This window comes from Escherichia ruysiae (assembly GCF_031323975.1).
Taxonomy (GTDB): domain Bacteria; phylum Pseudomonadota; class Gammaproteobacteria; order Enterobacterales; family Enterobacteriaceae; genus Escherichia; species Escherichia ruysiae.
On the sequence record NZ_JAVIWS010000001.1, the window covers coordinates 4,513,386 to 4,540,375 of the forward strand.

Annotated in this window: 32 protein-coding genes and 3 pseudogenes; 8 read left to right on the forward strand and 27 right to left on the reverse strand. The window is 48.9% G+C overall.

Going from position 1 to position 26,990, the window contains the following annotated elements; genetic code table 11:
* The first annotated feature begins 17 nt into the window (after positions 1–17).
* Together nagK and cobB are read left to right on the forward strand one after the other, a co-directional pair.
* On the forward strand, positions 18–929 hold the full coding sequence (nagK, locus tag RGV86_RS21545) for an N-acetylglucosamine kinase (RefSeq protein WP_032225397.1): 912 nt from the start codon (positions 18–20) through the stop codon (positions 927–929).
* A 15-nt stretch (positions 930–944) separates the two neighbouring features.
* Positions 945–1,766 (forward strand): Sir2 family NAD+-dependent deacetylase, encoded by an 822-nt coding sequence (gene cobB, locus RGV86_RS21550; protein WP_032225396.1) that lies wholly within the window; start codon positions 945–947, stop codon positions 1,764–1,766.
* Between the two features lie 163 nt (positions 1,767–1,929).
* Here cobB and RGV86_RS21555 read toward each other — a convergent pair.
* The 5 genes and pseudogenes from RGV86_RS21555 to potA form a co-directional block, all read right to left on the reverse strand.
* A pseudogene (locus RGV86_RS21555) lies at positions 1,930–2,391 on the reverse strand (DUF3592 domain-containing protein).
* Positions 2,392–2,448: 57 nt separating this feature from the next.
* Complete coding sequence (gene potD, locus RGV86_RS21560) at positions 2,449–3,495, reverse strand: spermidine/putrescine ABC transporter substrate-binding protein PotD (protein ID WP_000759317.1); 1,047 nt, start codon at positions 3,493–3,495, stop codon at positions 2,449–2,451.
* Positions 3,492–4,286 carry a spermidine/putrescine ABC transporter permease PotC gene (potC, locus tag RGV86_RS21565; RefSeq protein WP_000580316.1) on the reverse strand — a complete coding sequence of 265 codons (795 nt, stop codon included), beginning with the start codon at positions 4,284–4,286 and terminating at the stop codon, positions 3,492–3,494. The genes potD and potC overlap by 4 nt, the downstream gene beginning before the upstream one ends.
* On the reverse strand, positions 4,283–5,140 hold the full coding sequence (gene potB, locus RGV86_RS21570; protein ID WP_000799415.1) for a spermidine/putrescine ABC transporter permease PotB: 858 nt from the start codon (positions 5,138–5,140) through the stop codon (positions 4,283–4,285). The genes potC and potB overlap by 4 nt, the downstream gene beginning before the upstream one ends.
* Positions 5,124–6,260 (reverse strand): spermidine/putrescine ABC transporter ATP-binding protein PotA, encoded by a 1,137-nt coding sequence (gene potA, locus RGV86_RS21575; RefSeq protein WP_000531593.1) that lies wholly within the window; start codon positions 6,258–6,260, stop codon positions 5,124–5,126. The genes potB and potA overlap by 17 nt, the downstream gene beginning before the upstream one ends.
* Before the next feature lie 249 nt (positions 6,261–6,509).
* On the opposite strand from potA, the gene pepT reads away from it, so the two are divergent.
* A complete protein-coding gene (gene pepT, locus RGV86_RS21580; protein WP_000359429.1) occupies positions 6,510–7,736 on the forward strand; it encodes a peptidase T in 1,227 nt (408 codons plus the stop codon).
* 48 nt (positions 7,737–7,784) lie between these two features.
* On the opposite strand, the gene roxA is transcribed toward pepT, so the two are convergent.
* The 8 genes from roxA to rluE form a co-directional block, all read right to left on the reverse strand.
* A complete protein-coding gene (gene roxA / locus RGV86_RS21585) occupies positions 7,785–8,906 on the reverse strand; it encodes a [50S ribosomal protein L16]-arginine 3-hydroxylase (protein WP_000456504.1) in 1,122 nt (373 codons plus the stop codon).
* Between the two features lie 75 nt (positions 8,907–8,981).
* On the reverse strand, positions 8,982–10,442 hold the full coding sequence (gene phoQ, locus RGV86_RS21590; protein WP_000735366.1) for a two-component system sensor histidine kinase PhoQ: 1,461 nt from the start codon (positions 10,440–10,442) through the stop codon (positions 8,982–8,984).
* Positions 10,442–11,113, reverse strand: a complete 672-nt coding sequence (gene phoP / locus RGV86_RS21595) for a two-component system response regulator PhoP (protein ID WP_001265482.1) — start codon at positions 11,111–11,113, stop codon at positions 10,442–10,444. The genes phoQ and phoP overlap by 1 nt, the downstream gene beginning before the upstream one ends.
* A gap of 158 nt (positions 11,114–11,271) precedes the next feature.
* The gene (purB, locus tag RGV86_RS21600; RefSeq protein WP_000423715.1) at positions 11,272–12,642 is read right to left on the reverse strand and encodes an adenylosuccinate lyase; all 1,371 of its coding nucleotides are present in this window, start codon (positions 12,640–12,642) and stop codon (positions 11,272–11,274) included.
* Between the two features lie 3 nt (positions 12,643–12,645).
* Positions 12,646–13,287 (reverse strand): high frequency lysogenization protein HflD, encoded by a 642-nt coding sequence (gene hflD, locus RGV86_RS21605; protein WP_001297479.1) that lies wholly within the window; start codon positions 13,285–13,287, stop codon positions 12,646–12,648.
* A 35-nt stretch (positions 13,288–13,322) separates the two neighbouring features.
* Positions 13,323–14,429, reverse strand: coding sequence for a tRNA 2-thiouridine(34) synthase MnmA (gene mnmA / locus RGV86_RS21610; protein ID WP_010345559.1), 1,107 nt, complete (start codon positions 14,427–14,429; stop codon positions 13,323–13,325).
* Positions 14,430–14,482: 53 nt separating this feature from the next.
* Positions 14,483–14,944, reverse strand: coding sequence for a phosphatase NudJ (nudJ, locus tag RGV86_RS21615; RefSeq protein ID WP_000476081.1), 462 nt, complete (start codon positions 14,942–14,944; stop codon positions 14,483–14,485).
* A 9-nt stretch (positions 14,945–14,953) separates the two neighbouring features.
* Complete coding sequence (gene rluE / locus RGV86_RS21620) at positions 14,954–15,607, reverse strand: 23S rRNA pseudouridine(2457) synthase RluE (protein WP_001248687.1); 654 nt, start codon at positions 15,605–15,607, stop codon at positions 14,954–14,956.
* A 171-nt stretch (positions 15,608–15,778) separates the two neighbouring features.
* On the opposite strand from rluE, the gene icd reads away from it, so the two are divergent.
* Positions 15,779–17,029: an NADP-dependent isocitrate dehydrogenase gene (gene icd / locus RGV86_RS21625; RefSeq protein ID WP_000444487.1), complete on the forward strand. Its 1,251-nt coding sequence runs from the start codon at positions 15,779–15,781 to the stop codon at positions 17,027–17,029.
* Between the two features lie 126 nt (positions 17,030–17,155).
* Here the strand turns inward: icd and RGV86_RS21630 are convergent, their stop codons facing one another.
* From RGV86_RS21630 to RGV86_RS21695, 14 genes and pseudogenes are all read right to left on the reverse strand, one after another.
* A complete protein-coding gene (locus tag RGV86_RS21630; protein WP_000741339.1) occupies positions 17,156–18,298 on the reverse strand; it encodes a site-specific integrase in 1,143 nt (380 codons plus the stop codon).
* Positions 18,288–18,524, reverse strand: a complete 237-nt coding sequence (locus RGV86_RS21635) for an excisionase (protein ID WP_000088652.1) — start codon at positions 18,522–18,524, stop codon at positions 18,288–18,290. Before RGV86_RS21635 ends, RGV86_RS21630 begins: the two co-directional genes overlap by 11 nt.
* A 139-nt stretch (positions 18,525–18,663) precedes the next feature.
* Positions 18,664–18,903, reverse strand: a complete 240-nt coding sequence (locus RGV86_RS21640; protein ID WP_000488406.1) for a DUF4222 domain-containing protein — start codon at positions 18,901–18,903, stop codon at positions 18,664–18,666.
* Between the two features lie 47 nt (positions 18,904–18,950).
* A complete protein-coding gene (locus RGV86_RS21645) occupies positions 18,951–19,169 on the reverse strand; it encodes a TraR/DksA family transcriptional regulator (RefSeq protein WP_000763385.1) in 219 nt (72 codons plus the stop codon).
* Positions 19,170–19,267: 98 nt separating this feature from the next.
* Complete coding sequence (locus tag RGV86_RS21650; RefSeq protein ID WP_000188870.1) at positions 19,268–19,483, reverse strand: hypothetical protein; 216 nt, start codon at positions 19,481–19,483, stop codon at positions 19,268–19,270.
* 76 nt (positions 19,484–19,559) lie between these two features.
* A complete protein-coding gene (locus RGV86_RS21655; RefSeq protein WP_000548531.1) occupies positions 19,560–19,751 on the reverse strand; it encodes a DUF1382 family protein in 192 nt (63 codons plus the stop codon).
* Positions 19,724–19,908 (reverse strand): annotated as a pseudogene (locus tag RGV86_RS21660) (DUF1317 domain-containing protein). The gene RGV86_RS21655 and the pseudogene RGV86_RS21660 overlap by 28 nt, the downstream one beginning before the upstream one ends.
* The gene (locus RGV86_RS21665; protein WP_021550613.1) at positions 19,905–20,585 is read right to left on the reverse strand and encodes a lambda exonuclease family protein; all 681 of its coding nucleotides are present in this window, start codon (positions 20,583–20,585) and stop codon (positions 19,905–19,907) included. Before RGV86_RS21665 ends, RGV86_RS21660 begins: the two are co-directional and overlap by 4 nt.
* Entirely contained in the window at positions 20,582–21,367 is a 786-nt protein-coding gene (gene bet / locus RGV86_RS21670; protein WP_021550614.1) for a phage recombination protein Bet, read from the reverse strand. The genes RGV86_RS21665 and bet overlap by 4 nt, the downstream gene beginning before the upstream one ends.
* 5 nt (positions 21,368–21,372) lie before the next feature.
* Positions 21,373–21,669, reverse strand: a complete 297-nt coding sequence (locus RGV86_RS21675; protein WP_000995439.1) for a host-nuclease inhibitor Gam family protein — start codon at positions 21,667–21,669, stop codon at positions 21,373–21,375.
* 75 nt (positions 21,670–21,744) lie between these two features.
* Positions 21,745–21,951 carry a phage encoded cell division inhibitor protein gene (locus RGV86_RS21680; protein WP_000233576.1) on the reverse strand — a complete coding sequence of 69 codons (207 nt, stop codon included), beginning with the start codon at positions 21,949–21,951 and terminating at the stop codon, positions 21,745–21,747.
* A 508-nt stretch (positions 21,952–22,459) separates the two neighbouring features.
* Entirely contained in the window at positions 22,460–23,287 is an 828-nt protein-coding gene (locus tag RGV86_RS21685) for a DUF3037 domain-containing protein (protein ID WP_000210934.1), read from the reverse strand.
* A complete protein-coding gene (locus RGV86_RS21690; RefSeq protein ID WP_000389051.1) occupies positions 23,284–24,033 on the reverse strand; it encodes a HipA family kinase in 750 nt (249 codons plus the stop codon). The genes RGV86_RS21685 and RGV86_RS21690 overlap by 4 nt, the downstream gene beginning before the upstream one ends.
* 122 nt (positions 24,034–24,155) lie before the next feature.
* Positions 24,156–24,845, reverse strand: coding sequence for a S24 family peptidase (locus RGV86_RS21695; RefSeq protein WP_000858975.1), 690 nt, complete (start codon positions 24,843–24,845; stop codon positions 24,156–24,158).
* Between the two features lie 104 nt (positions 24,846–24,949).
* Between RGV86_RS21695 and RGV86_RS21700 the strand changes: the two genes are divergently transcribed.
* From RGV86_RS21700 to RGV86_RS21715, 4 genes and pseudogenes are all read left to right on the forward strand, one after another.
* Positions 24,950–25,180, forward strand: a complete 231-nt coding sequence (locus RGV86_RS21700; RefSeq protein ID WP_001067458.1) for a transcriptional regulator — start codon at positions 24,950–24,952, stop codon at positions 25,178–25,180.
* Positions 25,181–25,249: 69 nt separating this feature from the next.
* Positions 25,250–25,789 (forward strand): toxin YdaT domain-containing protein, encoded by a 540-nt coding sequence (locus tag RGV86_RS21705; protein ID WP_021550616.1) that lies wholly within the window; start codon positions 25,250–25,252, stop codon positions 25,787–25,789.
* The gene (locus RGV86_RS21710) at positions 25,786–26,805 is read left to right on the forward strand and encodes a replication protein (RefSeq protein WP_077693932.1); all 1,020 of its coding nucleotides are present in this window, start codon (positions 25,786–25,788) and stop codon (positions 26,803–26,805) included. Before RGV86_RS21705 ends, RGV86_RS21710 begins: the two co-directional genes overlap by 4 nt.
* Positions 26,802–26,990, forward strand: a pseudogene (locus RGV86_RS21715) (replication protein P); the annotation flags it as partial. The gene RGV86_RS21710 and the pseudogene RGV86_RS21715, both read left to right, overlap by 4 nt.

The following is a 26,990-nucleotide window of genomic DNA, read 5'->3' on the forward strand; positions in this document are numbered from 1 at the left end:
TAAAACAAGGAGCGGCAATGTATTACGGGTTTGATATTGGTGGAACAAAAATTGCGCTTGGCGTATTTGATAGCAGTCGGCAGTTGCAGTGGGAAAAGCGGGTGCCGACACCGCGTGACAGCTATGACGCATTTTTAGATGCAGTGTGCGAGCTGGTCGTCGAAGCCGATCAGCGTTTTGGCTGTAAAGGTTCTGTCGGCATCGGTATTCCGGGAATGCCGGAAACAGAAGATGGCACGCTGTATGCCGCCAATGTCCCCGCTGCCAGCGGTAAACCGCTGCGTGCCGACCTGAGCGCACGTCTTGAGCGCGATGTGCGACTTGATAATGACGCGAACTGTTTTGCCCTTTCTGAAGCCTGGGATGATGAATTTACCCAATATCCGCTGGTGATGGGGTTAATTCTCGGCACTGGCGTTGGCGGTGGACTGGTGTTTAACGGTAAAGCGGTGACGGGTAAAAGCTATATTACCGGCGAGTTTGGTCATATGCGTCTGCCGGTCGATGCGTTAACCATGATGGGGCTTGATTTCCCATTACGCCGCTGCGGCTGTGGTCAGCATGGCTGCATTGAAAATTATCTGTCTGGTCGCGGTTTTGCGTGGCTGTATCAACACTATTATCATCAACCGTTGCAGGCTCCCGAAATTATTGCGCTTTATGATCAAGGCGATGAGCAGGCAAGGGCGCATGTTGAGCGTTATCTGGATCTATTAGCGGTTTGTCTGGGAAACATCCTGACCATTATTGACCCTGATCTGGTGGTCATTGGCGGTGGTTTATCCAATTTCCCGGCAATCACAACGCAACTGGCGGACAGGCTGCCTCGTCATCTCTTACCTGTAGCTCGTGTTCCGCGCATTGAACGCGCGCGCCACGGTGATGCAGGCGGAATGCGTGGAGCTGCCTTCCTACATCTAACCGATTAAACAACAGAGGTTGCTATGCTGTCGCGTCGGGGTCATCGGTTAAGTCGTTTTCGTAAAAATAAACGCCGCCTGCGCGAGCGTTTACGTCAGCGTATTTTTTTCAGAGATAAAGTGGTGTCGGAAGCAATGGAAAAACCAAGAGTACTCGTACTGACAGGGGCTGGTATTTCTGCGGAATCAGGTATTCGTACCTTTCGCGCCGCAGATGGCCTGTGGGAAGAACATCGTGTTGAAGATGTTGCGACGCCAGAGGGCTTTGATCGCGACCCTGAACTGGTGCAAGCGTTTTATAACGCTCGTCGCCGACAGTTACAGCAGCCAGAAATACAGCCTAACGCCGCGCATCTTGCGCTGGCTAAACTGCAAGATGCCCTCGGCGACCGCTTTTTGCTGGTGACGCAGAATATCGATAACCTGCATGAACGCGCAGGCAATACCAATGTGATTCATATGCATGGAGAATTGCTGAAAGTACGTTGTTCGCAAAGCGGGCAGGTTCTCGACTGGACTGGTGATGTTACGCCAGAAGATAAATGTCATTGCTGCCAGTTTCCGGCTCCGCTGCGCCCGCACGTGGTGTGGTTTGGCGAAATGCCGCTTGGCATGGATGAAATTTATATGGCACTGGCGATGGCGGATATTTTCATTGCCATTGGCACATCCGGGCATGTTTATCCGGCGGCCGGTTTTGTTCATGAAGCAAAATTGCATGGCGCGCACACCGTGGAACTCAATCTTGAGCCGAGCCAGGTTGGTAACGAATTTGCCGAGAAATATTACGGCCCGGCAAGCCAGGTGGTGCCAGAGTTTGTTGAAAAGTTGCTGAAGGGATTATAAATCAGGAGTAATTGCCTGATGCGCTACGCTTATCAGGCCTACGATAGGGCGCAATTAATTGAATTTGCGGGTTTTGTAGGCCTGATAAGGCGTTAACGCCGCATCCGGCATAATACACGCGCACTTTATCGGCCTCTTTTAACTTTTACTCGTATGAATTTTTTCATGGGCGGGACTTCCTGTTCCTGCGTGATTTTTTAGAGGAGGGGACCATGATTATCAGACCGATACCACCGAAAATAATGCCTGCTATGCCAACAAAGCCCCATTCAAAAAAATTAACTCAGGGATTGTTTATTTCGGCTTCTTCTGGATGCCCTGGCGGATAATAGACATTGACTTTGTCACCTTCGCTATCTTCATAAAAATCACTACCAATATTTGAATTAAAAATTAGCGTGTAATCTGGTGTAGGGCGAAAGGCAACCACTGGATACCAGGAACCATTATCACCGACGTCGTTTGAATGATTGTTGTACCAGACGGCATCAACAATGACCCCTTCGGTATGCATCGCATTTTTGGTATAGGTGAACTGGTTGTAAAATATAACAACAGAAATAACGAGCAGTACCAAACCAATACCGACGAAAGAGCGGGATAAAACGTTACTGTCCTGACTCATATGTCACTTCCTTGCTAAATAAAAAACGGGCGGTAATACCACCGCCCGTTTGCTGAATTAACGTCCTGCTTTCAGCTTCTGATAATACTCTTCATAAATGCTGCTGGCTGCGCCAACGTCATTCTGCCATTCACCATTTTTAATGGTTTCAGCATCCGGGTAGAGCGTTTTATCGTTCGCTACTTCCGGGCTTAACAGCTTACGCGCCGCAAGGTTTGGCGTTGGATAACCGATAGTTTCGGCAACCTGTTTTGCCACATCCGGGCGCAGCAGGAAGTTGATCAATTTCAGCGCGCCTTCTTTGTTTTTGGCATTTGCCGGGATCGCCAGGCTGTCCATCCAGAAAATGCCGCCTTCTTTCGGCCACACCACGTCAATTGGCGTACCCGCCTGGCGCGCAACGAAAGCAGAACCGTTCCAGATCATGCCGAGGTTAACTTCGCCTTCCATGTACGGGTTAGCCGGGTTATCGGAGTTAAACGCTGCGACGTTTGGCATCAGTTTTTTCAGCTCGTTATATGCAGCTTCAATCTCTTTCGGATCGGTGGTGTTACCGGAATAGCCCAGCTTACGCAGCGCCATCTGGAACACTTCACGGGCATCGTCGGTCAGCAGCAGGCTGCCTTTGTACTCAGGCTTCCACAGATCGGCCCAGCTGGTAACGGATTTCGGATCCACCGCATCACCGTTAACGCCAATCGCCGTCGCACCCCAGATATACGGAATGGAGTAGTCGTTATTCGGGTCAAAAGGCTTGTTGAGCATGTCTGGATCGAGATTGCTGAAGTTCGTTAACTTCGACTTGTCGATCTTCTGGATCATCCCTTCTTTACGCATTTTATCGACGTAATAGGTTGAAGGAACCACCAGATCATAGGCACCGTCTTTGTACGTTTTCAGCTTGGCATACATGGTTTCGTTCGACTCGTAAGTCGAATAGATAACCTTAATACCGGTTTCTTTGGTGAACTGTTCAAGCAGTCCTGGCGGCACGTACTCGGTCCAGTTGTAGAAATACAGCGTGTTGTTGTCATCGGCGTGAGCGGCGCTCATGCCCAGTGCCAGAGCACCCGCCGCGAGCAGGTGGCGTGACCATTTTTTCATTTAACGTCCCCTGTGTTACCTTTCGTTTTATCACGAGCAATAAGCTGGCTGGCAATTACCATTACCAGCGACAGCACCAGTAATATGGTTGCCAGCGCGTTAACTTCCGGCGATACGCCGACTTTGACCATCGAATAAATTTTTAACGGCAGAATTTCATAGCTCGGTCCGGTGACAAACGACGAAACTACCACATCGTCCATCGACAGGGTAAAGCTTAGCACCCAGCCCGCAGCCACAGCTGGCATTGCCAGTGGCAAAATGATTTTCCGTAGAATGGTAAATTCGCTGGCGCCGAGATCTTTCGCCGCTTCCAGCATCCGCACATCAAAACCTTTCAGGCGCGAATACACTGTCACCACCACAAATGGCAGGCAGAAGGTGATATGCGAGAACAGCAGCGACCAGAAGCCAAGCTGAATACCCAGCAGCATAAACAGCACCAGCAGCGAAATCGCCATCACGATATCTGGTGACATCATCACCACAAACAGCATTCCGCTAACGAACGGCTTACCACGAAAGCGATAACGGTACAGTGCAACTGCCGTCAGTGAACCGATAAGCGTAGCAAACGTCGCCGAAAACACCGCCATTGTTAGTGAATGCTGCGCTGCCTGTAACAGGCTGTCGTTGTTCATCAGCAGGCTATACCATTTGGTGGTAAAACCCTGCCAGTTGATGCCAAAGCGCGAGCTGTTAAAGGAGTTCACAATCAAAATAATGATTGGGATATACAGGTACGCGTAGATAGCGGTCATAAAACCGCCGCGAAGCAGTCGACCGATCATTCGAGTTCCACCTTCTTATTCAGCAAACGAGAAGCGCGCCAGTAAACCAGCAACATCAGGCCCATTACGATAGTCAGCGTAATGCTGGTGGCGGCGCCAAACGGCCAGTCGCGAATATTAAGGAACTGAACCTTGATGACGTTACCGATCAGCAGGTTTTTCGCACCACCCATCAGGTCGGATACATAGAACAAGCCCATAGCTGGCAGCATCACCAGCAGACATCCGGCAATAATTCCCGGCATCGTCAGCGGAATAATAATACGGATAAAAGTCTGCAATTTGCTGGCACCGAGATCGCGCGCCGCTTCCAGTAAAGGTTTATCCAGTTTTTCAATACTGGAATAGAGTGGCATCACCATAAACGGCAGCAGAATGTAAACCAGACCGATAATCACCGCGCTGGGGGTGAACATGATGCGAATTGGGGTATCAATAACGCCCAGCCACAGCAGGAACTCGTTGAGATAACCTTTGGTGCTGAGGAAAATTTTTAGCCCGTAGATACGAATCAGCGAGTTTGTCCAGAACGGAACAATCAGCAGAAACAGCAGCAGCGGTCGCACTTTATGCGGCAGTTTTGCCAGAAACCAGGCAAACGGGTAGCCCAGCACCAGGCAGGCGAGAGTGGCGATCAGCGCCATATTCAGTGAGTGCACGAGCACTTCAAAATAGAGCGGATCGAGCAGACGTGTGTAGTTATCCAGCGTAAAGACCATTTTGACGAAACTCGCGTCGTCGCGGGTCAAAAAGCTGGTGCCAATGATCATCAGGTTGGGCAGAAAGACAAACAACACAAGCCAACCGACGATAGTGACAATCACTACATTCTGGAACTTACTTGTGTTCTTCATCAGCCAGTACGACCTCCCAGCTTTCTACCCAATTAATGGCCATTTTCTGGTCGAGTGAGTGGTCAAAGTCAGGATCGTCTTCGTTGAAGAATTCGCTGACCATCACCATCTTGCCATTTTCCAGTTCGACAACCGACTCCAGCGTCATGCCTTTGTAGTTACGCTCGCGAACGTAACCAATCAGCCCTTCGACGTGGTTATCATCGTTGATTTCGTCAACGCGTAAGTCTTCCGGGCGTAACAGAACATGCAGTTTTTGCCCAGGTTCAACGGCGAAGTTAACGTAGATATTACACTCGCGGCCTTCAACGTTGGCGCGTACGCGTTGCTCGTCGAGACGTTCGATCACCGTGGCGTTAAACATATTGATTTCGCCAATGAATCCGGCAACAAACAGGTTTTTGGGTTCTTCGTAGATTTCACGTGGTGTGCCGTCTTGTTCAATGCGACCATCGCGCATCACCACAATCCGGTCAGACATAGTGAGTGCCTCTTCCTGGTCGTGGGTAACGAAGACGAAAGTAATGCCAAGTTTTCGCTGTAACGCTTTTAACTCGTTCTGCATCTGTTTGCGCAGTTTGTAATCCAGCGCGGAAAGCGATTCATCAAGCAACAACAGACGAGGCTTGTTAACCACTGCGCGGGCAATGGCCACGCGTTGCTGCTGACCGCCAGAGAGTTGATGCGGTTTGCGTTGAGCGAAGGTTTCCAGTTGTACCATCCGCAGGGCTTCCATCACGCGAGGCGTAATTTCAGCAGCGGGGGTTTTTTGCATACGCAACCCAAAGGCCACATTTTCGAATACGGTCATGTGGGGGAATAACGCGTAGCTTTGGAAAACGGTGTTCACATAGCGGTTTTCCGCCGGAACGTGGGTGATGTCCTCGTTATCCAGCATGATGCGCCCGGAATCAACAGTTTCCAGACCCGCAATCAGGCGAAGAACGGTTGTTTTACCGCAGCCAGAAGGGCCAAGCAGCGTGAGGAACTCGCCATTGTTGATAGTCAGATCAAGCTGGGGAATGACTTCTTTACCATCAAAGCATTTGCGAATTCCCGCCAATTGCACCAGCGGTGAAAGCGAACTCGGTTGTTTATTCAATTTTTTACTCTGTCCCATGTAAACGCAACGGATGGCTTACCGATGCGGGGTTTGTGGTTAACCACCTTGGTGACTCTTAATGAGGGCGGTAATTCTACGGCAAACCATCGGAATCGCCAATCCTTGTTGTGAATTACTGGCTTAGCTTTATATTGATTAAGGTAATGTTGATAAATATTCCCGCTTGCAGGGGTAAAAGTGACCTGACGCAATATTTGTCTTTTCTTGCTTCTTAATAATGTTGTCACGAAAAGTGAGGGTGACTACATGGATAAACTACTTGAGCGTTTTTTGAACTACGTGTCTCTGGATACCCAATCAAAAGCGGGAGTGAGACAGGTTCCCAGCACGGAAGGTCAGTGGAAGTTATTGCATTTGTTGAAAGATCAGCTCGAAGAGATGGGGCTTATCAATGTGACCTTAAGTGAGAAAGGAACGCTAATGGCGACGTTACCGGCTAACGTTCCTGGCGATATCCCGGCGATTGGTTTTATTTCTCATGTGGATACCTCTCCGGATTGCAGCGGTAAAAATGTAAATCCGCAAATTGTTGAAAACTATCGTGGTGGCGACATCGCGCTGGGTATTGGCGACGAAGTCTTGTCACCAGTGATGTTCCCGGTTCTGCATCAATTGCTGGGGCAGACGCTGATCACCACCGATGGCAAAACGCTATTGGGCGCTGACGATAAAGCCGGTATTGCGGAAATTATGACCGCGCTGGCGGTATTGCAGCAGAAAAACATTCCGCATGGCGATATTCGCGTCGCCTTTACGCCAGATGAAGAAGTGGGGAAAGGGGCGAAACACTTTGATGTTGACGCCTTTGATGCTCGTTGGGCTTACACCGTCGATGGTGGTGGCGTAGGCGAACTGGAGTTTGAAAACTTCAACGCCGCATCGGTGAATATCAAAATTGTCGGTAACAACGTTCACCCTGGCTCGGCAAAAGGCGTGATGGTTAACGCGCTATCGCTGGCTGCACGCATTCATGCAGAAGTTCCGGCGGATGAAAGCCCAGAAACTACCGAAGGTTATGAAGGTTTTTATCACCTGACGAGCATGAAAGGCACCGTTGAGCGCGCCGATATGCACTACATCATTCGTGATTTCGATCGTAAACAGTTTGAAGCGCGTAAACGTAAGATGATGGAGATTGCCAAGAAAGTGGGCAAAGGGCTGCACCCTGATTGCTACATTGAACTGGTGATTGAAGACAGTTACTACAACATGCGCGAGAAAATTGTGGATCATCCGCATATTCTCGATATCGCCCAGCAGGCGATGCGCGATTGTGATATTGAACCGGATCTGAAGCCGATCCGTGGCGGCACCGACGGCGCGCAGTTGTCGTTTATGGGATTACCGTGCCCGAACCTGTTCACTGGCGGTTACAACTATCATGGTAAACATGAGTTTGTGACCCTGGAAGGAATGGAAAAAGCGGTGCAGGTGATCGTGCGTATTGCCGAGTTAACGGCGCAACGGAAGTAAGCGAAAAGGGATGCGGCATGTGATGCCGCATCCGGCTTACATCCAAACTTACCCTTCGAAGAACCAATACCCGCTATTGACCAGCGCCGCGAGCATCGCGAGGAATGATGGATCTTCCAGCGCATCGCCAAAATTCTCGGCAGTCAGCACAATATTACTGGCGAGCGCATCCAGTGCCGGACGGTGCGGAGAATCGATCTTTTCACCATTGGCGTATACATCATCACCAATGCGCAATACGCGCAGACCACCCAGGCGCACCAGCACATCACCTTGTTTCAGCGCATCGTAGATTTCATCCGGCTGATAAGGCGGCTCTGGCGGCGCGATATCCAGTTCATGACGTGACTGGGAAATAAACTCGCCAAACCACTGTTTAAAGTGTTCCGGCTGGTTGATCAGTTCAAGCATCATCTCACGCAGTTTATCCATCTCTTGCGGCAGAACATCAGCCGGATGGGCGCGAGGAGGGATATCCGGATCGCTGTAATAATTACCGCCCAGCTCACGTTGCAGAACATAATCGGCAAAACCGCTGATCAGCTCCCGCGTATTGGGCGCACGAAAACCGACAGAGTAGTTCATCGCATTTTCCAGCGCGTAGCCTTCGTGCGGGAATCCCGGCGGAATATAAAGAATATCGCCAGGCTCCAGCTCTTCATCGATGATGGCTTCGAACGGATCGACCTGTAACAGATCCGGGTGCGGGCAGTGCTGTTTCATTTGCAGCTTTTCGCCCACTCGCCAGCGACGACGACCAGTTCCCTGGATAATAAACACATCGTATTGATCGAGATGCGGGCCGACGCCGCCGCCGGGTACGGAAAATGAGATCATCAGGTCGTCAATGCGCCAGTCCGGCAGTTCACGAAACGGACGCATCAGCGCGGCAGTTGGTTCATGCCAGTGATTTACTGCCTGCACCAGCAATGACCAGTTGGTCTCACCGAGATGATCGTAGCTTTCGAATGGACCGTGGCTGACCTGCCATTTACCATCCTGGTGACTGACCAGCCGACTGTCGACTTCGCTTTCCATCGCCAGACCCGCTAACTCGTCTGGAGAGATTGGGTCAATAAAATTATTAAAGCCGCGTTTTAACACTACCGGACGTTTCTGCCAGTGGCGTTCAAGAAAATCGGGCCAGTTAAGGGTAAGTTGGTATTCCATGTTAAGCATCCACAGGCTGGTATCTGCAACCGATTATAACGGATGCTTAACGTAATGCGTGAAGAAAGGGCATATTTATTCACTCTTTGGCGAAGAATGCTGGCGACCAAAAATCACTTCCATTCGTGCACCGCCGAGCATACTCTCTCCGGCGATGATTTTTCCGTCGTATTGCTCGGTAATTTCACGTGCGACTGCCAGACCGACACCTTGTCCGGGGCGCAAAGTGTCAACACGTTGACCACGGTCGAAGACCACTTCACGCTTGCTTTTCGGGATACCGGGGCCATCATCCTCGACCACAATATAGAGATGATCATCGGTTTGTCTGGCTGAAATTTCGACAAACTCAAGACAGTATTTACAGGCGTTATCCAGTACGTTGCCCATCACTTCGACAAAATCATTCTGCTCACCCACAAAGCTGATTTCTGGCGAGATATCGAGGGAAATATTAACCCCTTTACGCTGATAAACTTTGTTCAGCGCCGAGGTGAGATTGTCCAGCAGTGGGGCGACAGGATGCAATTCGCGGCTAAGTAATGTTCCACCGCGCATACTGGCGCGATGCAGGTAGTAGCCAATTTGTTGCGAGATGCGGCTGATTTGTTCCAGCATTACCGGCTCTGCTTCGCTGACGCTCATCTTCTCACTACGCATGGAACGTAGCGTACTTTGCAGCACCGCCAGCGGTGTTTTCAGACTGTGCGTCAGGTCGGTGAGCGTAGTGCGGTATTTGTCGTAACGTTCACGCTCACTTTTTAACAGTCGGTTCAGGTTACGTACCAGGCTGGTAAGTTCCCTCGTGGTGGTAGGGTTGAGTAGTTCCCGGTTGTGCTCTTCCAGTTCGCGGACTTCTTTTGCCAGGGCTTCGATAGGGCGTAAACTCCACCAGGCGGCGACCCATAACAGAGGGATCACTAACAGCAGGTTGGCTGAGAGCACATAGACAAACCAGCTCCACACCATATAGGAACTTTTAAGCTCTACAGGGATGGTATCAACCACCACAATGGTTAACTTTGGCATCTGCGACGTTGCCGGATAGATGTTTACTGCCACCGAGTGAGTCATCTCAGCGTCGTCGTCATCCTCCCGTACTTCCTGCAACTGTTGCTGTATAGAATGATCTTCACTCAGCAAGATGCTGGTATCGTTAACATCCGCTTCTATTTCATGGAAGCCATTAGATTTCAGCCAGTCAGGCTGGATCATTTTCATCAACCAGGGAACGTCACGCTGCGCCCATAAAAGTTGCCCGTTCTCATCATAGATCAGTGTCATAGTAGGGCTTTGCTTGTCGATATTTTCTGGCAATTCGACATGCAATTTGTTGTTTTCCCACTTCGCGAGGGTATAGAACAGGTTGCTCTCGCCACGTAACAGCCGAAACGTGGTTTTATCGAAACTGACGCTATAACCGATCAGCGCGACCATCCCGTAGGCAAGCGAAAGCACCAGCACTACCGCTGCCGTTGCCAACAGAAAACGAACCCGTAGCGAGAGTGGGGAAAAAATACGCAGTAATTTTTTCATCAGCGCAATTCGAACAGATAGCCCTGGCCGCGAACGGTGGTAATCACTTCTTGCGGATATTGCGTCTGAATTTTCTTACGCAGTCGGCCCATTAATACATCAATGGTATGGCTTTCCCGCAGTTCGGCATCCGGATAGAGCTGTAACATCAGCGAATCTTTGCTGACCACTTTGCCGTTATTACGGATTAGCGTTTCCATAATGGTGTATTCAAACGCGGTCAGTTTGATCACTTCGTCGTTAATGGATAATTCACGGCGGGAGAGATCAACCTGAAACGGTGGCAGCGAAATAACCTGTGAAGCCAGACCGCTATTACGCCGCATCAACGCCTGCATACGCGCCATCACCTCTTCAATATGAAACGGTTTGGTCACGTAATCATCAGCACCGGCACTTAAGACTTCGACTTTGTCCTGCCAGCTTTCACGGGCGGTCAATACCAGAATCGGTAGTGAAACATCGTTGCTACGCCAGCGGCGGATCAGCGACAGACCATCTTCATCAGGCAAGCCAAGATCGACAATGGCAATATCCGGTAAATGTTCATTGAGATAATAATCTGCTTCTTTGGCATCTTCTGCGTCATCGACCTGATGACCAGCGTCCTGAATCTGAACTTTAAGATGGTGACGTAACAACGCATTGTCTTCGACAACCAGTACGCGCATTTTTATTTCTCCCTGTCTTAATTATTAAAATAGTGTAACGCGATTATGTATTTATGGGAGTAAACATTAATTAAACCAGCGGGTAGGGGAGGCAACACAGGAAAAGATTAGCTTAACAAGCAGGCCGGACAGCATCGCCATCCGACCTTGACAGGGGATTATTTCAGCTCATCAACCATCGTGATGGCACGACCAATATAATTAGCCGGCGTCATCGCTTTCAGGCGCGCTTTCTCTTCTTCTGGCAGCGCCAGACCGTCGATAAATTGCTTCATGCCTTCGGCGTCAACGCGCTTACCGCGAGTCAGCTCTTTCAGCTTTTCATACGGTTTTTCAATGCCATAGCGACGCATGACTGTCTGGATCGGCTCAGCCAGCACTTCCCAGTTGTGATCCAGTTCATCCAGCAGATGGTCACGGTTCACTTCCAGTTTGCTCACGCCTTTCAGGGTAGACTGGTAAGCAATCAGTGCATAACCAATACCCACGCCGAGGTTACGCAGCACGGTGGAGTCGGTCAAGTCACGCTGCCAGCGGGAAACCGGCAGTTTGCTGGCCAGGTGCTGCAACACTGCGTTGGAAAGCCCCAGGTTCCCTTCGGAGTTTTCGAAGTCGATCGGGTTAACCTTATGCGGCATGGTGGAAGAACCAATCTCACCAGCAATGGTTTTCTGTTTGAAGTGGTTAAGAGCGATATAACCCCAGACGTCACGGTCAAAGTCGATCAGAATAGTGTTAAAGCGCGCAACGCAATCAAACAGCTCGGCAATGTAGTCGTGCGGTTCGATCTGGGTAGTGTACGGGTTCCACTGAATACCCAGCGAGGTGACGAACTCTTCGCTAAACTGATGCCAGTCAACTTCCGGGTAAGCGGCAATGTGGGCGTTATAGTTACCGACCGCGCCGTTGATTTTGCCGAGGATCTCCACCTGGTTAAGTTGGCGGTACTGGCGTTCCATACGGTAGGCAACGTTAGCCATCTCTTTCCCGATGGTTGACGGCGTGGCTGGCTGACCGTGGGTACGGGACAGCAGCGGAATATCGCGGTACTGAATAGCGAGATCTTTAATACCGTCAATCAGTTGACGCCAGTATGGCAGGATCACTTCATCACGCGCGGTTTTCAGCATCAACGCGTGGGAGAGGTTATTGATATCTTCCGAAGTACAGGCAAAGTGAATGAATTCAGATACCGCGTGCAGTTCCGGGATATCTGCCACTTTTTCTTTCAGGAAATACTCAACCGCTTTAACGTCGTGGTTAGTGGTACGCTCGATGGTTTTGATGCGTGCAGCATCTTCTTCGCTGAAATTAGCGACGATTGCATCAAGGTAACCGATTGCGTCGGCAGCAAAAGCAGGAACTTCCTTGATCGCTGCGTGCGCGGCTAGTTTTTGCAGCCAACGTACTTCAACTTGTACACGGAATTTCAGCAAACCATATTCGCTGAAAATCCCGCGCAGCGCGCTGACTTTATCGCCGTAGCGTCCATCGACAGGGGAAACGGCGGTCAGTGAGGATAATTCCATAGATCACAACTCCGGGGTTAAATGAGCAAGAATTTGTTTTGCCTGAGTGGTCAGGCGATTACGAGAAAACATCAGTTGCAGACGTCCACCGCCGACCTGGTGCCAGAGCACGGCGGCGCGAATGCCTGCCAGCAGGGTTGCGCGAACTTTCGCCTGCACCTGCGGGCTTTGCAGTACAGCAGGGGAACCGGTGACCTGAATGCGCGGGCCAAGCGGGCTGATAACATCAACATAGATGGCGGCCATCGCGCTCATCAGCGTTTCGGACTGTAAATCGAAGTGTTCGAGCTGGCGTTGCAGGCCGTTGATCCGGTTGCCCAGAGTGTCGAGCGCACCTTTGGCAGATGAAAGTTTACGCTCAAGCACCATCAGGCTAAGGGTGTAGCGGGTTAACTCAGCGTTCAAACCCTGACGGCTGCTGGCATTGAGCACGCCGAGCAGGGTTTCCAGCCCGACGCGCAGGTTGGCTTCGCTACCGCCAAAAACCGCCAGCGTGGAGCTGGGGTTCATATCAATAATACTGTTGAGTGAAACGTGTAGCGCATCGGCATCACAATGCCCCTGGTGAGCGAGTTGTTGCACCAGGCGAGCCGACTGACAAATACCGGCCAGGGCGAGGGTGATGTCATAGTAATTCTTTGCCACGTTCACTGCTTCCTTGTTTTAAGTAAAGATAATAATCAGACCGGCAGCGGCAGACGCTGCTCAATAATACCGCCACCGAGGCACACTTCACCGTTGTAGAAGACGGCAGACTGACCCGGAGTCACTGCGGCAACGGGTTCATCGAAAATCACTTCAATGCGATCATCGTCCAGCGCCTTGACGGTGCAGGGGATATCGGTCTGGCGATAGCGGGTTTTTACCGTACAACGCATAGTGCCGGTGAACGGTTCACGATCGACCCAGTGCAACTGCTGGGCAATCAACCCAACAGACATCAGACGTGGATGCTCATGACCCTGCGCGACAACCAGAATGTTATTCTCGACGTCTTTATCGACGACGTACCACGGTTCTTCGGTGCCATCTTTAGTGCCACCGATACCCAGACCTTTACGCTGACCGAGGGTGTGATACATCAGCCCCTGGTGTTCGCCAATTTCATCGCCATCAACGGTAATGATTTTGCCCGGTTGCGCCGGGAGATAACGCCCCAGGAACTCGCGGAATTTACGTTCGCCAATAAAGCAAATGCCGGTAGAGTCTTTTTTCTTCGCGGTAACCAGACCGAGATCTTCAGCAATCTTACGCACCTGCGGTTTTTCCAGTTCGCCGACCGGGAACAGGCTTTGCGCAATCTGCTCATGGCTAAGCGTGTAAAGGAAGTAGCTCTGGTCTTTGTTGCTGTCCAGACCACGCAGCAAGCGGCTCTTGCCATCGACATCTGCGCGACGAACGTAATGACCGGTAGCGATATAATCGGCACCTAAATCTTCGGCGGCAAATTCGAGGAAGGCTTTAAATTTGATCTCTTTGTTGCACAGAATATCCGGATTCGGCGTGCGACCGGCTTTATATTCGGCAAGAAACAGTTCGAAGACGTTGTCCCAGTATTCAGCAGCAAAGTTGACGGTGTGCAGTTCAATGCCGAGCTTGTCGCAGACAGCCTGGGCATCAGCCAGATCCGCTGCCGCCGTGCAATATTCCTCACCGTCGTCTTCTTCCCAGTTCTTCATAAACAGGCCTTCGACCTGATATCCCTGTTGTTGCAACAGCCAGGCAGAAACGGAGGAATCGACACCGCCGGACATGCCGACGATTACTTTTTTTGCGGTTTCAGACATTGGATCACTCACGACATTGAACTTCAAGGCGGCGTATTCTATCACGCAGCCTTTTAGATGACACCCTTTGTAAAAGGCCAGTTAAAATCGCCAATCATCTCCAGCGGATAGCGTTGCCCGCTTTGATAACAACGAATACTTTCCGCCACCAGCGGCGAACGAAGATTTGACGCCTGTAAAATTTCTTCGGCGCTGACCCAACGGCAGCAGTCGATATCGCTGTCATGAGGCTGGGTCGGGCATATTTGCTCAAGTTCAATGGCAAAGAGGAAACGCAAAAACGGCGTTTTATCTGGCGCAATCCACTGATGCATACGGATGAAATGTTGCGGTTTCGCGCTGATGCCCGTCTCTTCCCACAGCTCACGCGCGGCGGCTTCCACTAAGGTTTCATCTGCTTCCAGATGCCCGGCAGGTTGGTTCCATAACGCTTTACCATTAATCGTCTCTTCAACGACTAAAAATTTGCCTTCTGCGTGCACCACGCAGGCAACGGTAACGTGCGGTTTAAACATTGTGCTTCCTTATTCTGTGGTTTCTCGCCATTCGCCATTAGCAAGATTATCCAGCGTGTAACTCCCCATCGCATAGCGAATCAGTCGCAGTGTGGGGAAACCAACATGGGCGGTCATGCGGCGTACCTGGCGATTACGTCCTTCATATAAGGTGATCTTCAGCCAGCTGGTGGGAATACTTTTGCGTTCACGAATTGGCGGATTACGCGGCCATAACCACTCCGGTTCTTCAGCCAATTCCACGCCAGCGGGCAGGGTAGGGCCATCATTTAAGGTTACGCCATTGCGCAAGGCTTCAAGAGCGTCTTCCGTAGGAATGCCTTCCACCTGCACATAATAGATTTTCCCGGTGCGTTTGCCCGGCTGGGTTAAACGCGCCTGTAACGCGCCATTATTAGTCAGCACCAGTAACCCTTCGCTATCTCTGTCGAGACGACCAGCCGCATAAACGCCCTGAACCGGGATGAATTCTTTTAATGTTTTACGCCCTGCTTCATCGGTGAACTGCGGAAGAACATCGTAGGGTTTATTGAACAGGATCACACGCGTGGGCTGGTTTTCAGGTTTACGCCTGGTAGAACGTTGCGAGCTGAATCGCTTAACCTGGTGATTTCTAAAAGAAGTTTTTTGCATGGTATTTTCAGAGATTATGAATTGCCGCATTATAGCCTAATAACGCGCATCTTTCATGACGGCAAACAATAGGGTAGTATTGACAAGCCAATTACAAATCATTAACAAAAAATTGCTCTAAAGCATCCGTATCGCAGGACGCAAACGCATATGCAACGTGGTGGCAGACGAGCAAACCAGTAGCGCTCGAAGGAGAGGTGAATGGAAAGTAAAGTAGTTGTTCCGGCACAAGGCAAGAAGATCACCCTGCAAAACGGCAAACTCAACGTTCCTGAAAATCCGATTATCCCTTACATCGAAGGTGATGGAATCGGTGTAGATGTAACCCCAGCCATGCTGAAAGTGGTCGACGCTGCGGTCGAGAAAGCCTATAAAGGCGAGCGTAAAATCTCCTGGATGGAAATTTACACCGGTGAAAAATCCACACAGGTTTATGGTCAGGACGTCTGGCTGCCTGCTGAAACCCTTGATCTGATTCGTGAATATCGCGTTGCCATTAAAGGCCCGCTGACCACCCCGGTTGGTGGCGGTATTCGTTCTCTGAACGTAGCCCTGCGCCAGGAACTGGATCTCTACATCTGCCTGCGTCCGGTACGTTACTATCAGGGCACTCCAAGCCCGGTTAAACACCCTGAACTGACCGATATGGTTATCTTCCGTGAAAACTCGGAAGACATTTATGCGGGTATCGAATGGAAAGCTGACTCTGCCGACGCTGAGAAAGTGATTAAATTCCTGCGTGAAGAGATGGGCGTGAAGAAAATTCGCTTCCCGGAACATTGCGGTATCGGCATTAAGCCGTGTTCTGAAGAAGGCACCAAACGTCTGGTTCGTGCCGCGATCGAATACGCAATTGCTAACGATCGTGACTCTGTGACCCTGGTGCACAAAGGCAACATCATGAAGTTCACCGAAGGCGCGTTTAAAGACTGGGGCTACCAGCTGGCGCGTGAAGAATTTGGCGGTGAACTGATCGACGGCGGCCCGTGGCTGAAAGTTAAAAACCCGAATACCGGCAAAGAGATCGTCATTAAAGACGTGATTGCTGATGCATTCCTGCAACAGATCCTGCTGCGTCCGGCTGAATACGACGTTATCGCCTGTATGAACCTGAACGGTGACTATATTTCTGACGCCCTGGCAGCGCAGGTTGGCGGTATTGGTATCGCCCCTGGCGCAAACATCGGTGACGAATGTGCCCTGTTTGAAGCCACCCACGGTACTGCGCCGAAATATGCCGGTCAGGACAAAGTTAACCCAGGCTCTATAATTCTCTCCGCTGAGATGATGCTGCGCCATATGGGTTGGACTGAAGCCGCAGACCTGATTGTTAAAGGTATGGAAGGCGCAATCAACGCCAAGACCGTAACCTATGACTTCGAACGTCTGATGGAAGGCGCTAAACTGTTGAAATGTTCAGAGTTTGGTGACGCGATCATCAAGAACATGTAATCTCTACATGTGTTAAATATTGAAACGGGCGTGTTATACGCCCGTTGTTTTATGAAGATGTAAAATCTTCCCCAAAACTTTCCCCAAAACCCTTCCCCAAAACCCTTCCCCAAAACTGGCTATTTTCTATGCTGTTTTAATATCTACGATAACCCAGTCTTTACCACGATCATCATTGTATCGGTCGGTCATTTTTCTGGATTTATGACCTAACAACTTTTGCGTATCCAGACCCTGTTCCCGATATAACCGTTCTGACAGAGATCGCTGCTCATGAAATGTGGGCGCAGTTCCTTGCTCCCATTTTATGCCACATTTTTCCCGGGCCTTTTTAAAAGCCGTTGTCAGAGTATTTGCAGAAACCTGGTCTCCTCTGTTTGCTTGAGAGGTAGTGTGACGGTAATGGACCAGATATTTACTAACAACAGCATCCCTGCACTGAGATATAACTTCACGAAGGGTAATATTCAGAGCATCGCATTTCAGGTTAAGCGGAATAGCAAGTTTTGAACCGGTTTTTTCCTGAGTAATGTGCAACATGTCGTCCCATATATCAGAGAATTTCAAATTGCAGATATCGCCTAAACGTTGTCCAGTAACAAGAGCAAGTAGCATGCCGCATTTTAAATAGGGCTGCCGTCTGCTTACGCTTTCAAATATTGCCTGCCATTCGGGCAGTGACAATCTTTGGCGGTTTACTCGATTTCGCGGTTGTTTTGTTGCCTGCGCTGGGTTAAATCCTGGCGGAACATGTCCTGCGTGTTGTGCTTCTTTGAAGACGTCGATCAACACCATTCTCACGACTTGCGCCATCCTGTTATGACCTTCAGCCTTTACAGCATCAATTATTTCGGCAATATCAAGTGCGGTAATATCCTTGAGGTGTTGCATTCCACAATGCTCACGGAAAAGACGAATGGGTTTGCCTTTTTGCCGATAGGAGTTGGGTCTTAGTTCATTATGTTGCAGCCTGTCCTCCTGGATAGAAATATATTTATCAAGCCATTCTGTCACCGTAATGTCTGAGCGCCTGCCTTTCATTCTTTCCAGACGCTCATTGACGCTTAATATTTGTCTGGTACGTTGTTCAGCAATAATGGTATTTGCTTCAGTAGCAACTTGTTTTGCTTCATTCTCATCAGTTCCTAAGCTATGAAAACGACCGGATAGTGGATGTTTGTATTGCCAATATACCTTTCCGGTTCGCTTATCTAATTTGCAATATAAATTGGGTATAGAGATTTTGTGAGATCGGGGTCTAGCAGCCATCAGCGATTATCCGTTGGAGTTTTGGGTTTGCGTTTATTAGGAGTTGCGGTTCTGCAAGCGTTCCTACAAAACGGGAATTTCGGTCAATCATCCAGTAGCGACCAACTTTTATAGCGGGTGGGGCCATCATTTTCCCTTGCGCGTATTTTTTCAGAACTCGCTCACTTGGTGCTAAGTCCCCAAATTCTTCTTTAGCCCAGTCCTGTAAAGTGATTAGTCGAGACATTTGTCCTCCTCTTAGCTGCTGAGGGAGTTTGTGACCGATATATCTGACATGATATTAAGCTCATGGCAGGTACATCTCTTGACTGGTCATAGAGATAAATTTAATGCTGAGAAATGCAGTATTGAATTTATCAATTTTTCTATTTCCTGCGTATGGCACGTAACTTCTTAATGTGTTCTGCCGTTTCGATCTCTTCTGCTATCCGATCTGCATCAGCTTTATTCACAGGTTCAAAGTCATGATTAAAGCGGAACATGCTGGCGATACATGTTCTGCCTTTTCGGATGTAGTGAACTTTGTTGTGGGTAGAACGCAGGATTTTGCAGGGAGTGCCGTGGTGGTCGACGTACCAGGTGTTAGGAAAAATGATTCTGAACATTTTTACACCTCAGTTGGACGATGTTGAAATTTGCTGCTTTGAGGCCATCACAGTCCCCATTGTTTGTTCTTAAGTTCGATCTCCTCCTGGCAACTTGCACAAGTCCGACAACCCTGAACAGCCAGGCGTCTTCGCTCATCTATCGGATCGCCACATTCACAACAATGAGTTGCGGATACAGTCTGATAGTTCAGACGACGCATTTTTATTGCTGTATTGCGCTGTAATTCTTCGATTTCTGATGCTGAATCAATGATGTCTGCCATCTTTCATTAATCCCTGAATTGTTGGTTAATACGCTTGAGGGTGAATGCGAACAATAAAAAAGGAGCCTGTAGCTCCCTGATGATTTTGCTTTTCATGTTCACCGTTCCTTAAAGACGCCGTTTAACATGCCGATCGCCAGGCTTAAATGAGTCGGTGTGAATCCCATCAGCGTTACCGTTTCGCGGTGCTTCTTCAGTACGCTACGGCAAATGTCATCGACGTTTTTATCCGGAAACTGCTGTCTGGCTTTTTTGATTTCAGAATTAGCCTGACGGGCAATACTGCGAAGGGCGTTTTCTTGCTGAGGTGTCATTGAACAAGTCCCATGTCGGCAAGCATAAGCACACAGAATATGAAGCCCGCTGCCAGAAAAATGCATTCAGTGGTTGTCATACCTGGTCTCTCTCATCTGCTTCTGCTTTCGCCACCATCATTTCCAGCTTTTGTGAAAGGGATGCGGCTAACGTGTGAAATTCTTCGTCTGTTTCTACTGGTATTGGCACAAACCTGACTCCAATTTGAGCGAGGCTATGTGCCATCTCGATACTCGTTCTTAACTCAACGGGAGATGCTTTGTGCATACAGCCCCCCCCGTTTATTATTTATCTCCTCAGCCAGCCGCTGTGCTTTCAGGGGATTTCGGATTACAGAAAGGCCGGGAAATACCCAGCCTCGCTTTGTAACGGAGTAGACGAAAGTGATTGCGCCTACCCGGATATTATCGTGAGGATGCGTCATCGCCATTGCTCCCCAAATACAAAACCAATTTCAGCCAGTGCCTCGTCCATTTTTTCGATGAACTCCGGCACCATCTCGTCAAAACTCGCCATGTACTTTTCATTCCGCTCAATCACGACATAATGCAGGCCTTCACGCTTCATGCGCGGGTCATAGTTGGCAAAGTACCAGGCATCTTTTCGCGTCACCCACATGCTGTACTGCACCTGGGCCATGTAAGCCGATTTTATTGCCTCGAAACCACCGAGCCGGAATTTCATGAAATCCCGGGAGGTAAACGGGCATTTCAGTTCAAGGCCGTTGCCGTCACTGCATAAACCATCGGGAGAGCAGGCGGTGCGCATACTTTCGTCGCGATAGATGATCGGGGATTCAGTAATATTCACGCCGGAAGTGAATTCAAACAGGGTTCTGGCGTCGTTCTCGTACTGTTTTCCCCAGGCCAGCGCCTTAGCATTAACTTCCGGAGCCACACCGGTGCAAACCTCAGCCAGCAGGGTGTGGAAGTAGGACCTTTTCATGTCAGGCCACTTCTTTCCTGAGCGGGGCTTTGCTATCACGTTGTGAACTTCTGAAGCGGTGATGACGCCGAGCCGTAATTTGTGCCATGCATCATCCCCCTGTTCGACAGCTCTCACGTCGATCCCGGTACGCTGCAGGATAATGTCCGGTGTCATGCTGCCACCTTCTGCTCAGTGGCTTTCTGTTTCAGGAATCCAAGAGCTTTCACTGCTTCGGCTTGTGTCAGTTCTGACGATGCGCGAATGTCGCGGCGAAATATCTGGGAACAGAGCGGCAATAAGTCGTCATCCCATGTTTTATCCAGGGCTATCAGCAGAGTGTTAATCTCCTGCATGGTTTCATCGTTAACCGGAGTGATGTCGCGTTCCGGCTGACGTTCTGCAGTGTATGCGGTATTTTCGACAATGCGCTCGGCTTCATCCTTGTCATAGATACCCGCAAATCCGAAGGCCAGACGGGCACACTGAATCATGGCTTTATGCCGTAACATCCGTTTGGGATGCGACTGCCACGGTCCGGTGATTTCTCTGCCTTCGCGGGTTTTGAATGGTTCGCGGCGGCATTCATCCATCCACTCGGTAACGCAGATCGGATGATTACGGTCTTTGCGGTAAATCCGGCATGTACAGGATTCATTGTCCTGCTCAAAGTCCATGCCATCAAACTGCTGGTTTTCATTGATGATGCGGGACCAGCCATCAACGCCCACCACCGGAACGATGCCGTTCTGCTTATCAGGGAAGGCGTAAATTTCTTTCGTCCACGGATTAAGGCCGTACTGGTTGGCGACGATCAACAATGCGATGAACTGCGCATCGCTGGCATCACCTTTAAATGCCGTCTGGCGAAGAGTGGTGATCAGTTCCAGTGGGTCGACAGAATCCATGCCGACACGTTCAGCCAGCTTCCCTGCCAGCGTTGCGAGTGCTGTACTCATCCGTTTTATACCTCTGAATCAATATCAACCTGATGGTGAGCAATGGTTTCAACCATGTACCGGATGTGTTCTGCCATGCGCTCCTGAAACTCAACATCGTCATCAAACGCACGGGTAATGGCTTTTTTGCTGGCCCCGTGGCGTTGCAAATGATCGATGCATAGCGATTCAAACAGGTGCTGGGGCAGGCCTTTTTCCATGTCGTCTGCCAGTTCTGCCTCTTTCTCTTCACGGGCGATCTGCTGGTAGTGACGCGCCCAGCTCTGAGCCTCAAGACGATCCTGAATGTAATAAGCGTTCATGGCTGAACTCCTGAAAATAGCTGTGAAAATATCGCCCGCGAAATGCCAGGCTGATTAGGAAAACAGGAAAGGGGATTAGTGATTCAGGCCGTTACCGCGTCCGTCGAGAAAAACTTCCACGAGCAAATCACGGGTATAAGTGCGCTCGATGCCGCGATGCAGATAAAGCCGTCCGCGTAAATTAGCTGATGCAGTCCAGGTACCATCTTTGTGTTTGACCAGCATTCCTGGCATGACCGCACCTCGATTAACGGTCTGCGTTCCATAATGTTGATGAACCATAAAAACTCCTGCCCGTAAGCTGGGCTGCTGAACATATAGAGACTTCTGCGCGTATTCAGGCGGTGGATGGCCGCCGGTTGTCATAACTAAGCCGCCTCGTTGAAGCGACTAAGGTATGAAATGTTGAGTTAATTTCAGCTGGTCACACCGACGTTCACGCGTCCGTTTCACCCCTCGCACTCCCCGAAGCCTGCTGAAATTCAAACTGCGGATCTAAGCGGTCATCGCAACGGTGAATCAGGTAGTTGCCGTATCGTTGTGTTGTTGCGATGAACTTATTTAAAACTATAGTTGTTTTATCGTCAACAACAAAAGTTGTTTTATTGGTTGTTTTAGATATAACTGGTTGTATTTAGGATGGATTTATTTTGTGACTTGCATCGCACAGCGATAACTGAAGCGAGGTCGTGGTGGTTTTTTGAACGGTTTGTGTGATGAGGGGAGGCAAAAGAAAACCCGGCACGGTGGCCGGGTTATTAATAAGGAATATCACATACAAAAATAAATTTTAAACTTGGGGAAGTATTTTTTTTGCAAAATCAATAGTTTCTTTGTGGTTGGATGCAGGTATATGATTTATTTTCTTAGCATCCATAGTTCTCTTTATGATGTCAATAACTTTGCTTTGGCCTGAGTTTGGTGATTCAGGAGTTTCAATTGTGAATAAAATGTCATCAAGTGAAAGCAGGTTTTCTTCTGCTGCTCGAGTTATTCTCATCACCCAAGTATCACTATGCTCCATCATTTTTCCTGGTTCAGCTTGAGTGAATGCCAGAGGTTTGATGGCACATTGGATCCTGTCATGCTTCTTGGCGACCAATGGCATTGAGAACTTTGCGAAATACCCATCAATGGTTGCTTGTTTGAAGACGTTCTTCAATCCATCTATTCTATCGATACTTCGTTTTAGCTCTCTGGCTAGAACATCTTCACGGCGCTCTTTTGTGTAGTCAGAGTGGTTTACATATTTATTGTAAATGCGGGCCAGCTCTTCTTTTGGGTTTTCGCTGAGAATCACTCTCGTAGAACTGAACTGAAAAATTGATTCTTTTTTGTTTGTAAAATATCTGAAGAATTGTGCAAGTTGTTGATGTCCAACAATCTGGGTCGCATGCATTTTTGCGAACTGTAGTTCTCTTTGTATTGAGTCTTTTGCTACAGGGAAAATACAATCATCATGGAAAAAATTCTTTACACGAGAGTCATTTCGCTTTGTGAGCTGGAAATCAAAGTAATTTTCTTTTGGCGCGCACAGAAGTACGCCTATGTTTGCGAACTCTTCAGTCTCCGCATAAGGCGCATAGCGAACGATGCTATATAGGCATGGAGTTGTCATTCTATTGCGCTCCAAAATTCATCACAATCACCTTTGTCTAGCGTAGTGCAGACAAAAGGTAAAAACTCCTCATCTACTATCCACTCTTCTGGAATTTCGTCAAGGATAGCAGGAAGCTTGTGTAAACTGTTAACGACCCTCTGGCGGTACTCTACGCGATCCACTAAATCATATTGCCATTTGCGGTTACCAGGGCCGTACACGTGCACAGAAAAATCTTCAGGTCCAGCATTCTGATCAAATGAGAGATTATGGTCAATCAGATAATACTTATCGTTACTGATGTCATAAAGGATGTTAACGTTTCCACCTTTGTCAGTAAGCGTTCTGTCTGCATTTAATATCCATTTATCAAAAACATAGATTAATTTTTGCTGTTCGACTGGGATGATCGTTTCGTTTCTTGACTGCGTAAACGTTAACGCTATTGCACCGTCAATGAACAATGAAGCAAAGGCATATCCTGTACAAATTTGTTGCTGCAGATCAGGTGAGTACTCTATAAGTTCCTCTGGCACAAATACGATTTTAAAGTCAGGTAAAGGAAGGCCGATATCATTAGCCAAACACGCCGAAATGAACTCAGCTAAGAGATTTTTCGGGGGCATTGATGGTTTTGACTTCAAAACATACAACTGCCCATCATCACATTTGCAAAGAAATGGCTGAGTGGAACCTTCATTGATGCGACGTATTACCTCAACGACATTAGGTATTGCACTATTGCTGCTCGCTACGCACTCCATCACTAACCCTTATGTGATTCAAGTCTTCCATCTCATTACTCCGCATCTCAAAGAGCGGTTTAACACTGCGTGTTTAAAGAAAAACAACAGGCCTATTGCTGTAACTGTTTTTTAGCCTCACTTTAACCATGCTTCCTATATGTCTGAGGCATACTCCCAATAACTTTCCCAAAGATGAACACTCGGTTCATCTCGTCTTTCTCGATCGGATCCCACGGTGAGTAGCTCTTGTTATCAGAGATAACCAGCAGCTTATCCTTCATCATTTGCAGGCGCTTTACATGGGCAGTGTCGTCGTACAGAAACGCATAGATACCATCACCGTCGAAAGATTTAACAGTGATATCAACGAACAGCAGATCACCTGGTTCGATCGTTCCTGACATGCTGTCACCGCGTACGTTAATGATGCGGATATTTTCTGCCTTCCTGCCATCGAACATGTGACGAGCATCGTCAAACGAGTACTCAACCGAGCGTAGGACTTCTACAAACTCACGGTTGATGACACCCGGCCCAGCACTGACTTCTATATCAAGAACGTCAATCTTGAAGTATTTGGAATGGCTGACAGTTGATTGTATTGGTTGCACTGTACTGTCTGACATATTTCCAACGCCAGAAGATAACCATTCTGCGCGCACACCCAAAGCGTTCGCGATCTCCACGATTTTAGTTGTTTGATTAGCTTTCCCTGTTTCGATTTTCTGAATAGCAGCCTGGCTAACCCCGACCAAATCCCCAAGCGCCTTTTGTGTAAGGCCTCGCGCTAATCTGGCTTCTTTAAGTCTTTCTGAGAGTGTTGTTTTCATAGTCCAAATGTACAACCAAGGTTTTATTCCATCAAACGAAAATGGTTGTTGACTAAAAACAACCATAGTTTTAATCTTGATTCAAATTAACCACGGAGGTTGTTATGAACCCAGCTATCAAAACAGCGATCAATATCGTTGGTTCACAAAAGAAACTGGGCGCTGCTTGCGAAGTTTCACAGCAGGCCGTCTATAAGTGGCTTCACAACAAAGCAAAGGTATCCCCTGAACATGTCGGCAGCATTGTTACGGCTACTGGTGGAGTAGTGAAGGCATACCAGATTCGCCCGGATCTTCCGAAGTTGTTTCCACACACCGAAAAGAACGCAGCTTAAATTTCCATTTCACGCTCTTTAACAATAAGCAATCAACTTAACAGTCAATTCAAACTAAAGGAGTCAATTATGCAACCACTTACATACCAACAGACTAGCGGATTTAGCCCGACTGCGGTGATAAATCGTTCTCAAACAAAACAGGTGCCAGGCCACGAAAAAATCCGTGATGCCGTCCGCGCCTGGTCGGCTGTAGATAATCAGGATGTCGTTGCCACACTCATTGTGAATGAGTATCGGGAGCAGGGCGGCGGCACCATCGATTTCCCTGATGATGTCAGCCGTGCACGCCAGAAGCTGTTCCGCTTCCTCGATAACAAATTCGATTCTGAAAAATACCGAAATAACGTGCGTGAACTGACCCCGGCAATTCTGGCGGTACTACCGCTGGAATATCGCGGTTACCTGGTTGAGCAGGATAGCTTCATGGCTAGGTTGGCTGAAATGGAAAAGGAACTCAGTGAGGCAAAACAGGCTGTCATTCTCAACGCACCACGCCACCAGAAACTGAAGGAAATTAGTGAAGGTATTGTGTCGATGTTTCGTGTGGCCCCAGATCTGGCTGGTCCATTGATGGCGATGGTTACTACCATGCTGGGGGCGATATGACAGGTTCAGAAATGGCGAAAGCCGGTCTGCTGGAACAGAACCGACTTTCAGGTGCAAATCGTAACACACTCATTGCGGGAGGAATTATGGCAAACACTGCTGAGATATTCAATTTTCCAGTGCCGGATGCGGCACAAAAGGAGCCGCGCGTGGCAGATCTCGATGATGGTTATACGCGCATTGCAAATGAGTTGCTGGAAGCTGTAATGCTGGCCGGATTAACACAGCACCAGCTTCTGGTCTTCCTGGCTGTCATGCGCAAAACATATGGCTTTAATAAAAAACTGGATTGGGTGAGCAACGAGCAACTTTCCGAGTTGACCGGGATATTGCCGCACAAGTGTTCTGCTGCAAAAAGCGTTCTGGTAAAGCGTGGGATTCTTATTCAGAGCGGGCGAAATATCGGCATTAATAATGTGGTCAGTGAATGGTCAACATTACCCGAATCAGGTAAGAAAAATAAAGTTTACCTGAAAGAGGTAAATTTACCTGAATCAGGTAAGAAAAGTTTACCCAAATCAGGTAAAGGCGTTTACCCGAATCAGGTAAACACAAAAGACAAACTAACAAAAGACAATATAAAACCTTTTTCGTCCGAGAATTCTGGCGAATCCTCTGACCAGCCAGAAAACGACCTTCCTGTGGTGAAACCGGATGCTGCAATTCAGAGTGGCAGCAAGTGGGGGACAGCAGAAGACCTGACCGCCGCAGAGTGGATGTTTGACATGGTGAAGACCATCGCGCCATCAGCCAGAAAACCGAATTTTGCAGGGTGGGCTAACGATATCCGCCTGATGCGTGAACGTGACGGACGTAACCACCGCGACATGTGCGTGCTGTTCCGCTGGGCATGCCAGGACAACTTCTGGTCCGGTAACGTGCTGAGTCCGGCCAAACTCCGCGACAAGTGGACCCAGCTCGAAATCAACCGAAACAAGCAACAGGCTGGCGTGACAGCCGGCAAACCAAAACTCGACCTGACGAACACTGACTGGATTTACGGGGTGGATTTATGAAAAACATCGCCGCACAGATGGTTAACTTTGACCGTGAGCAGATGCGCCGGATCGCCAACAATATGCCGGAACAGTACGACGAAAAGCCGCAGGTACAGCAGGTAGCGCAGATCATCAACGGTGTGTTCAGCCAGTTACTGGCAACTTTCCCGGCGAGCCTGGCTAACCGTGACCAGAATGAACTG